This is a genomic window from Allobosea sp. CER48 (genome assembly GCF_044752385.1).
Classification (GTDB): domain Bacteria; phylum Pseudomonadota; class Alphaproteobacteria; order Rhizobiales; family Beijerinckiaceae; genus Allobosea.
Window position 1 is genome coordinate 1 of the sequence record NZ_JBIWYK010000080.1, and the last position, 9,427, is coordinate 9,427.

The following is a 9,427-nucleotide window of genomic DNA, read 5'->3' on the forward strand; positions in this document are numbered from 1 at the left end:
TGTGTCAGGCGCAGCGATAGGCGAACTGACCGTCGGCCACGCTGACCCGCGCCTCGGTCAGCGGCTTCTTCTCCAGTTGCAGGTTGAGGATCGCCCGCGAGAGCGCCGGCAGCATGGAGTTGGTGATGATGTTGTCGATCATGCGCCCGCCCGAATCCGGGTCGTTGCATTGCGCGACGATGTGTTCGACCACCGCGTCGTCATAGAGGAAGGTTGCCTTGTGGTTCTCGGCGAGCCGCTTGCCGATGCGGCCGAGCTGGAGCCGCACGATGCCGCCGAGCATCTCGGAGGAGAGCGGATAATATGGGATCGTGACGAGCCGCCCGATCAGCGCCGGCGGGAAAACCTTGAGCAGCGCCGGCCTGAGCGACACCGCCAGCTCCTCCGGATCGGGCTTTGCCCCGCCCTTGCCGGCGCGGTTCATGATCTCTTCGGTGCCGACATTCGATGTCAGGATGATCAGCGTGTTCTTGAAGTCGATGCGACGGCCCGTTCCGTCTTCCATCTGCCCCTTGTCGAAAACCTGGAAGAAAAGCTCGTGCACGTCGGGATGCGCCTTCTCGACCTCGTCGAGCAGCACCACCGAATAGGGCTTGCGCCGGACAGCCTCGGTCAGGCGACCACCTTCGCCGTAGCCGACATAGCCGGGAGGCGCACCCTTCAGCGTCGAGACGGTGTGGGCCTCCTGAAACTCGCTCATGTTGATGGTGATGACGTTCTGCTCGCCGCCATAGAGGGCCTCGGCCAGCGCGAGCGCCGTCTCGGTCTTGCCGACGCCGGAGGGGCCGCACAGCATGAACACGCCGATCGGCTTGTTCGGGTTGTCGAGCTTGGCGCGGCTGGTCTCGATGCGCTTGGCGATCATGTCGATCCCGTGCCCCTGCCCGACCACGCGCCTGTTCAGCGTCTCGGCGAGGTTGAGCACCGTCTCGATCTCGTCCTTGACCATCCGGCCGACCGGGATGCCGGTCCAGTCCGAGACGACCGAGGCGACCGATTGCTCGTCGACATGGGCGAAGATCATGCGGTTGGCCGCATCGATCTCGCTCAAGGCGGCGAATCTGGCATTGAGAGCGGCACGAGCCTCCGCGGGGCCGGCCATGACGGCAGACTCGGCCGCGGGAGCCTCGGCCGATGCAGGCGCGGCCGTCTCGCCCACCTGTTCTTTGGCCTCTCCGGCCTGCGCCTCCGGAGCCTTCTCGCCTAGCTTCGCGCGTAGCGCCTTGATCTCCTCGACGATCGCGAGCTCGCCCGCCCAGGCCGCCTCAAGCGCCGCCAGCTTCTCTTGCCGGTCGGTGATCTCGGCCTCGATCTCGCCCAGGCGCTTGGCGCTGTCGGTGCCGAGATCGGCATCGGCGGTCAGAGCCGCCTTCTCCTGCTCCAGCGAGGAGATCGCCACGCGCGCATCCTCGATCGCGGCGGGCGTCGCGCTCTGGCTGATGGCGACGCGGGCGCAGGCCGTGTCGAGCAGGCTGACCGCCTTGTCGGGCAGTTGCCGCGCCGGAATGTAGCGATGCGAGAGCGAAACCGCCGCGACGATGGCGGCATCTGATATCCGTACCTTGTGATGCTTTTCCATCGGCCCGATCAGCCCGCGTAGCATGGTGCAGCACCGCACCACATCAGGCTCGTCGACCTGTACGGGCTGGAAGCGTCGGGTCAGTGCGGGGTCCTTTTCGAAGTATTGGCGGTATTCCGACCATGTCGTCGCCGCGATGGTGCGCAGCGTGCCGCGCGCCAGCGCGGGCTTGAGCAGGTTGGCAGCATCGCCCGTGCCGGCCTGACCACCGGCGCCGATCAACGTATGCGCCTCGTCGATGAACAGGATCACCGGCGTCGGCGAGGACTGCACCTCGTCGATCACCGACCGCAGCCTCTGCTCGAACTCGCCCTTCATCGAGGCGCCGGCCTGCATCAGGCCGATATCCAGTGCGCAGACGCGCACGCCCCTCAGCGGCGGCGGCACGTCGCCGGAGGCGATCCGCTGGGCGAAACCTTCGGCAATCGCCGTCTTGCCGACGCCGGCCTCTCCCGTGAGGATCGGGTTGTTCTGGCGCCGGCGCATCAGCACGTCGATCACCTGGCGGATCTCGTCGTCGCGCCCGAGGATCGGGTCCATCGTGCCGGAGCGCGCCTTCACCGTGAGGTCCTGAGAGAAGCGATCGAGCGCGGTCGTGCCTTTCGCCCCTTCGGCGGCCTCCGCGCCGGGCGTGCCGGCGGCGCGCAGGCCGGAACCGTCCATCGGGCGGAGGTTCTCCTCCTCCGAGCCGTCCCAGATCTTGCCGTAACCCGCGGCCAACTCCTCGACCGGAATCCTGGCGAATTCCTTGGACAGCCCCGCGAGCGCGCGCCGCAATTCGTTCGACTTCAAGGCCGCGACCAGAAGATGGCCCGTCCGGATCTGGGTCTCGCCGAAGAACAGGGTCGCGTAGTGCCAGCCACGGTCGAGTATGTCGACGATGTTGTTGGCGATGCCTGGCATCTCCGTCTCGTTGCGACGGAAACCCTCGGCGACGCCACCCAGGTCCATCAGCAGCTTGGCGCGGTCGAGCTTGTAATGGTCCGCCGTAAGCGTCAGGTCGTTGGCGCGCCCCTGCAGGATCTGCACGAGCCAATGCGCGAGCTCGACATTGCGGTTGCCGGCGCCCTTTGCCTGCCTGAGCGCCTGAAGGAATGTGTCGTAGCCGACCCGGTTGAGCTTGCCTGTCACGGCTTCGAGGCTGATATCGGCCATGATCGTCCCCTTCAGTGTCCGGAAGTGGCAGCGCGGCTTCGTTTCAGGCGCAGGCTCTCGGCGGGGTGGAAGCGGGCATCGCGGCGCAGGGTTCCCGCGGCGACATCCCAGTTCGGCGCCATCCAGCTCGTCCAGCCCAGATGGCCGGACCGGCCGAGCCGTACCGGCTTCACCTCGCCCACCGGCAAGGCGAGTTCGACATCCCATTCGAACTGCTCTCCGAGATGCAGGAAGACCGCATCCGCCAGGGGCTCGCAGCGGTCGCCATTCGGCAGGAAGCGCTCGAATTGTCCGAGGTCGGACGCCACCACCTTCACCCGGAACTTGTCCTCGACGCTGTAGACGCCGGCGCCGAGCAAAGCGTCGCCCCCCAGCGTGCAATGCCGGCCGCCAAGGCGCGACCGGTCGGCGGGATCGAAGGCGAGCCACATGCCGACGAACTGCTCGATCTCGATCTCGGCCTTGAACAGCCCGGAAAGATAGCTCTGAAGGCGTGAGGCCGACTTCGCCTGTGCCCCCATCAACCCGGCATAGGCCAGCTTCTCCGCATCCGGCACGGTGTCGCGCTTGAGATAGGGTTTCGTCCCGACGCCGATCATGCTGCCGATATAGGCCGCGAACCGGTCGAGCTCGGGACGGTCATGCTGTGCAACCGGCCTCGAATTTGCCCAGGCGCGGTAGAACAGCTGCAGAAAGCGGTGGTTGAAGATGTCGAGGAAGCGCGGGAAGGCGTCGTCGCGCGCAACCTGCCAATGATAGCTTTCCTCCGTCGTCGCGAGCGGCAAGGCGCCTTGTGGTCCGAGCAGGCCAAGGAACTTGACGAAGAGCCGGAGCCGCCCCTGCCCGTCTCGATCGGCGCCCGCAATGGTCGACGCCGGAAAATCGAGAAAGGCCTGCTCACCCAGGGCGACATATTCGTCCCGCCGGCTCGCGACGTCGCCGATGCGGCCGCGCTCGGGGAAACTGCGCTCCAGCCGGCGCATCACCGCGTAGAAGTCGAACCGCCAGGGCTCTGTTTCCAGTTGCGCCTGATAGTTCGGCGTCTTCTCGATCGGAGTGTCCGGCCCCGGCATCACAGGATCCGCCTTGAACCGGCGCGCGGCGGAAAGCGCGCCACCACGCCGCGCTCGACGGTACGGATCACCGTCTGGGTAAAGTGGTTCATCGCCGCATACTCCGCGAAGAAGCGATCGAGTACCGCCCCGAGCAGAAAGACGCCGGAGCCTTCGAAGGCCTTTTCATCGAGCAGCACGGTGATCTCGAGGCCCCTCGCCGCACCGGTCCCGGCCCGCTGCGGAAAGCGACGTACCACCTGGCGGCTATCGACGCTCTTGATGCCGCGGATGCGCCGTTCGGTCGCGCTGTCCGCGAGATCGGCAAAGAGCGAGAGCAATTCGCGCAAGGCCTCACCGTTCTCGCCTGCGCCACGCTGGACGAGCCCGAGCTGGTTCAGGCTGAGCAGGTTGATCAGCCGCCAGGTGACTGCCCCCGTGCTGGCGGTTTCGGCACGCAACCTGAGCTGGGAGACGATCGGCTCCCGCGGCGGCGTCGGACCGGCCAGGCAGGTGACATCCAGCGAGACATTGTCGATCAGGCGGAAATCCGCGCCGCCCGCCCCGGTCGGCAGATGCTCGGTCAGGTGCCTGTTGGAGCAGAGCGCCCGCACGCTGAGCTCCGCCACCGACACGGCATCCCCGACGCCGGCCGGCTCGACCAGCGAGATGAACATCTCGGTGCCGGTATAGTCCGAGGCTCGCCCCTGCCGCAGCTCGGCCGCCGAACGTCGGCGCGGCAGGCGACGCTGCGTGTAGTGCAGCGCGTTCACCGGTGATGCGCCCTCCGGCGACGAATAGAGCGGATGCACCGGCTGCTTCTCGCGCCCGCCGACGTAATGCGCGTGAACCGAAAGCACGCTGTGCGGCTCGTAGTCGAGCGCGCGGCTGCGGTCCGGCACGACATGGAATTCGTGCTGGTTCGTCTTGACCGGGATGCGGTCCGCCGTCTTCTCGAAGAGGTTGATCGCCGGTGCCGCATAGAGCGAGAACATCTCCTTGCGCACCGCCCCCGGCAGCCGGGCGTTGACCTCGTCGAAGACGAAGATGACGTCGACCGCCTTGGCCTTGAGCCTCGGCATCACCGCACCGAGCCCGCCGAGCCGGAAGCCGAGGAATTTCCGCGGGAACCAGAACAGCTCGCGCAACAGCGCAAAGCCTCGGAAGATGCGGTTGTCCGCCGGGAGCAAGGCCTCGTCCTCGCCGAAGCCGAGTTGCTCGAGCGAACACTCCTCGCCCGGCGTCACCACCGGGTCGCCGAACTCGTCGAGATGGCGGAAATGGATGCCTGAACAGTTGAAGAGGAGCTGCTCGCAGAGCGCCACCGCATCGGCCTCGGCGCCGAGTAGATGCACGTCGAGTGCCCTGGCCCTGCAGCCCGCAAACCAGCTCGCCGGGTTCTTGAGCGCCTGCGCCGGCGAGGGTTCCTGCTCCGGATCCGACATCACGCGATGGGCGAGCGACAGGCGCAGGCCCGCCAGGGCTCGCGTGCCCGTCTTGAGGCCGAGCGCCTGCAGCGGCCCTGGCGCGGGAATGTACTCGGCCGCCGTGATCTCGAAAGGCCACAGTGTGAGGTCGCTGCCCAGCCGGTACCGGCAGGCGACCCGCCTCTCGCGCTCGACATAGGTCGCATCGACATGGGAGCCCCGGGGGATGCGCAGCCCTTCGCGCAACGCCGGATCGGAATAGGGCGGCGTCACTCCGGCGAGCAGCGCCGAAGGAGTCGGCGCGAGATAGTTCGGCAGAAGCTGCTCGAGCAGGTTGTTGGTGAACTCCGGAAACTCATGCTTGAGCTTGAGCTGCACGCGGGCCGCCAGAAAGGCAGCGCCCTCCAGGAGCCCGCCGACCATCGGGTCCATGCGCTCGCCGGTCAGGCCACCCAGCCGCTCGGCGATCCCAGGATACTCCTCCGCGAACTCCTTGCTGTGCTCCATGAAGAGCCGGAGTTCCTGATTATAGAGATCGAGAAACTCCTGGTTCATCACGTCACCGCCCCTTGATCGCGATCTTGCCGGTGTCGAGTTCGAGATCGGCGACGAACTGGACGGGAATGTTGAGGGGGTCGCAGTTGAGATCGCCCCGCACCAGGAAGCGGACCTTGAGTTCGGCCGCGTCGAGCGTCTCGTCGCGCTCCACCACGATCGACCTGCGGATCAGCCGCGGTTCGTAGCCGAGCAGCACCTCGGTCAGGTCCTCGCGGATGGTGTCGACGCGATGTTCGTCGATCGACAGCCGGGCGAGGTCCGGGAAGCCATGGTTCAGGATCGAGTGGCGGACATGGTCGAATCCCGTCAGATCGAGGGCGGCCTCCAGATTCACCGTATTGACCAGTGCTTCGAGATCGATCGCAATCTCGCGGCGGAGCTTCTGCTCGGTGATGGCGGCACGTGGCGCCGCGCGCCGCTGCGCAAGGACGCGCTCGCCGCCCTCGTCGCGGAGGTCGAGGGCGGTCTTCGCATCCTTCTCCAGATGCGCCTCCCGAAATGCGAACATCAGCGGGGGCCGCAGCCGCTTTTTCGAGATCGGATCGTTCATGTCGCTGGATTCCGGCTTCCCGCTCCGGAGTCAGGCCACGCACCGGCTCCGGGAGGTGCCCGGCGCCGGTGCGGGTCGGCCTACGCCTTGCCCGCCTTGATGTCCCAGGTCATGGTGACCGGCGCCTCCAGCGAACCATCCTGCTTCTGCGCCTTGTACTCGTATTTGATCTTCGCGTAGTTGAGCGAGAACTGGTCGGTCGGCAGGCTGCGGCTGGCTTCCGAGCCGCCGGACTGGTAGCTCGACACCAGCAGGTCCTCCAGCGTCACGATGTAGTAGTCCTGCTGGTCGCCGCCCTGTTTGCGGACGTAGAGAACCGCCTTCTTGATGTGCTTGCCGTTGGCGCAGAACAGGGAGAGCGTCGGCGACGCCTTTCCGACAGGCGAGGTGAAATGAATGTCCTGGAAGCTCGCCTTGCCGGCGCCGCCGCCGGCGCCGGCCCCATGCGAGCCGGCATTGATCACACCCCAGGAGAAGGATTCGATCTCGATCGTGTCCTTGTGCTTCGAGTCCTTGCTTTCGCCCTTGATGCCGTCGATCTCGAGCAGGTAGTCGCTGGCCATTGTGACCTCCATATAGAGATTGTTGGAATGCTCGCTGTCGCGAGCGGACTGCGGACGCACCTCTCCTGCCGCGCGGCTTCGACCAGCCGGCACGTTGAAGATCTCGTTGTCTCCGTCACCTACGGGTCAGGTGGCGGTCACTGCTTGGGAGCTGGCAGCCGCGACACCAGGCTCAGGCCGATATCCATGCCCTCTAGCTGGAAGTGCGGCCGCAGATAGAACTTGGCCGAGTAGTAGCCAGGGTTCTCCTCGTCCTCGAAGACGTCGATGCGCGCATCGGAAAGCGGGCGACGCGCCTTCGTCTCCTCGCTGGAATTGACCGGATCGCCATCGACGTAGTCGGTGATCCATTCCTGCAACCAGCGTCGCAGCGGCTCCTTTTCCTTGTAGGAGCCGACCTTGTCGCGAACCATGCACTTCAGGTAGTGCGCGAAGCGCGAGACCGCGAACATGTAGGGCAGCCGGGCCGACAGGTTGTCGGAGGCCGTTGCTGCCGCGCCATCGGGCCCGGAGAAGGCCTTGGGCTTGTAGAGCGACTGCGCACCGATGAAGGCCGCCTTGTCCGTGTTCTTGCGATGGATCAGCGGGATCAGGCCGGATTTCGCCAGCTCCGCCTCGCGCCGGTCGCTGATCGCGATCTCGGTCGGGCATTTCAGGTCGACGCCGCCATCATCCGTCGGGAAGGTATGGGTCGGCAGGTTCAGTACCTCCCCACCCGACTGGACCCCGCGGATGCGCGTGCACCAGCCATACTCCTTGAAAGCCCGGTTGACGTTCACCGCCATGGCGTAGGCGGCGTTCATCCAGGCGTATTTCTCACCCTGGTGGCCGTCGGTGTCCTCCTCGAACGCGAACTCCTCGACGGGCTCGGATTTGGCGCCGTAGGGAACGCGCGAGAGCACGCGTGGCAGGCACAGGCCGACATAGCGGGAGTCGGCAGCGTCGCGCAGGCCTTTCCAGGCCGCATAGTCCGGCGTGTCGAAGACCTTGCCGAGGTCGCGTGGGTTCGACAGCTCCGTCCAGGCGTCCATGCCCATCAGGGACGGGTCCGCTCCGGCGAAGAAGGGTGCATGCGCTGCAGCCGCGACCTTCGACAGATCGCGCAGCAACTGCACGTCGGTCGGCACATGGCTGAAATGATAATCGCCGACCAGGCAGCCGAACGGCTGGCCGCCGAGTTGCCCGAATTCCTGCTCGTAGAGCTGCTTGAACAGCGGGCTCTGATCCCAGCGTGCACCCGGGAAGGTCTTGAGATTGCGATAGAGCTCGTTCTTCGAGACGTTCATCACCTTGATCTTCAACTGCGAGTCGGTCTCGGAGTTGAAGACGAGGTAGTGCAGGCCGCGCCAGGCACTTTCGATCTTCTGGTATTCGGGTGCATGCAGCACCGCGTTCATCTGCTCGGTCAGCTTGGCGTCGAGGCGGGCGATCATCTCCTCGATCGTGTCGATGACATCGCCCTTGATCAGGGTCGAGTCCGCCAATGCCTGGCTGACCAGCGTCGCAACCGCATTCTCGACCTCGGTCGCCGCGCGTTCCGTCTTGGGCTTGAAGCTCTGTTTCAGGATCGCCGAGAAGTCCTCGACATCGCGGGTCTCTACAGCCGTGCTTCCAGGCTGCTGGGTCTGTACTTCCGCTGCCATTGCCGCCTCGCTCGCTTAACCGCTCCGGGACCCGCAGCGGCGGGCCCGCGCCCTGCCGTCAGTTCTGCGTCTTGCCTTCGGAGGTTTCGCTCTTGCCGAGCCGCTCTCTAAGCGCCGACATCAATTGCGGGTCGGCGAGCAAGGCCTTGATCTGGTCGCTGGCGGCCATCTTGCCGTCCATGTATCGCAGCAGGTTGGCCAATTGCTCACGGGCCTCCAGCAGCTTCGCCGTTGCGGGAATCTGGCGGGCGATGGTTGCCGGGTTGAAGTCGTCGAACTTCGTGAACTTGAGCGCCACGGAGAGCTTGTCGTTGGCGTCTTCGCCGAGCTTGTTCGCCACGTTGAAGCTGACGGCGGGTTCGATCGCGGCCATGCGCTGATCGAAATTGTCCATATCGACGTCGAGAAACTTCCGCTGGGAAATGTCCGGCTTCTCGACCGCAGAGGCGTTGCCCGAGAGATCGGCAAGCACGCCCATCACGAAGGGCAGCTCGATCTTCTGCTCCGCATTGTAGGGGTCCTCATAGGTGATATGCACCCGAGGCGGCCTGTTGCGGCGAATGAATTTCTGTCCTGAATCCCCAGCCATGTGACGTGCCTCTCTGCATTCGTGCCACAGCGACGTAACGTGACGCCTAACCGGATTCTCTCATCACTACCTTGGTCTGCTCATCGCGATAAAAGGTTCAATCGGAACGCGAGAATTCGATCTAGTTTTCATCCTCCGGCATTTGCGTCACTTCTGGCAGGATATTGCCGATCAAAGACATGAAATCATGCTGCGCCAGAGCGCACGCCTTGTCCATCAATAACGGCATCGGGTGCGACGGCTCGGCTTGCCTGTAGAATGCAGCCACCGCCTTCATCGCAGCCACGGCCTCCGCGCGGTTTGCAATCTGG

Annotated in this window: 7 protein-coding genes and 1 pseudogene; all 8 read right to left on the bottom strand. The window is 65.2% G+C overall.

The genetic code is table 11. The features are described from left to right. Positions 1-4: 4 nt before the first annotated feature. The gene (gene tssH, locus ACIPIA_RS05185; RefSeq protein WP_400507328.1) at positions 5-2,734 is read right to left on the bottom strand and encodes a type VI secretion system ATPase TssH; all 2,730 of its coding nucleotides are present in this window, start codon (positions 2,732-2,734) and stop codon (positions 5-7) included. Between the two features lie 11 nt (positions 2,735-2,745). Then, the gene (tssG, locus tag ACIPIA_RS05190; protein ID WP_400507330.1) at positions 2,746-3,807 is read right to left on the bottom strand and encodes a type VI secretion system baseplate subunit TssG; all 1,062 of its coding nucleotides are present in this window, start codon (positions 3,805-3,807) and stop codon (positions 2,746-2,748) included. Then, positions 3,807-5,768 (bottom strand): type VI secretion system baseplate subunit TssF, encoded by a 1,962-nt coding sequence (gene tssF, locus ACIPIA_RS05195; protein ID WP_400507331.1) that lies wholly within the window; start codon positions 5,766-5,768, stop codon positions 3,807-3,809. The genes tssG and tssF overlap by 1 nt, the downstream gene beginning before the upstream one ends. A gap of 4 nt (positions 5,769-5,772) precedes the next feature. After that, positions 5,773-6,321, bottom strand: coding sequence for a type VI secretion system baseplate subunit TssE (locus ACIPIA_RS05200; protein ID WP_400507333.1), 549 nt, complete (start codon positions 6,319-6,321; stop codon positions 5,773-5,775). 80 nt (positions 6,322-6,401) lie between these two features. Further along, positions 6,402-6,944, bottom strand: coding sequence for an Hcp family type VI secretion system effector (locus ACIPIA_RS05205; RefSeq protein WP_400507335.1), 543 nt, complete (start codon positions 6,942-6,944; stop codon positions 6,402-6,404). A gap of 77 nt (positions 6,945-7,021) precedes the next feature. Continuing rightward, the gene (tssC, locus tag ACIPIA_RS05210; RefSeq protein ID WP_400507337.1) at positions 7,022-8,527 is read right to left on the bottom strand and encodes a type VI secretion system contractile sheath large subunit; all 1,506 of its coding nucleotides are present in this window, start codon (positions 8,525-8,527) and stop codon (positions 7,022-7,024) included. A 58-nt stretch (positions 8,528-8,585) separates the two neighbouring features. After that, positions 8,586-9,116: a type VI secretion system contractile sheath small subunit gene (gene tssB / locus ACIPIA_RS05215; RefSeq protein WP_400507339.1), complete on the bottom strand. Its 531-nt coding sequence runs from the start codon at positions 9,114-9,116 to the stop codon at positions 8,586-8,588. Between the two features lie 121 nt (positions 9,117-9,237). After that, positions 9,238-9,427 (bottom strand): annotated as a pseudogene (locus tag ACIPIA_RS05220) (hypothetical protein); the annotation flags it as partial.

What these genes read in the sequence shown, in the direction of transcription:
- ACIPIA_RS05200 (WP_400507333.1), bottom strand. Translation starts at nt 6,321, where the DNA reads ATGAACGATCCGATCTCGAAAAAGCGGCTGCGGCCCCCGCTGATGTTC.
- tssG (WP_400507330.1), bottom strand. Translation starts at nt 3,807, where the DNA reads ATGCCGGGGCCGGACACTCCGATCGAGAAGACGCCGAACTATCAGGCG.
- tssC (WP_400507337.1), bottom strand. Translation starts at nt 8,527, where the DNA reads ATGGCAGCGGAAGTACAGACCCAGCAGCCTGGAAGCACGGCTGTAGAG.
- tssF (WP_400507331.1), bottom strand. Translation starts at nt 5,768, where the DNA reads ATGAACCAGGAGTTTCTCGATCTCTATAATCAGGAACTCCGGCTCTTC.
- tssH (WP_400507328.1), bottom strand. Translation starts at nt 2,734, where the DNA reads ATGGCCGATATCAGCCTCGAAGCCGTGACAGGCAAGCTCAACCGGGTC.
- tssB (WP_400507339.1), bottom strand. Translation starts at nt 9,116, where the DNA reads ATGGCTGGGGATTCAGGACAGAAATTCATTCGCCGCAACAGGCCGCCT.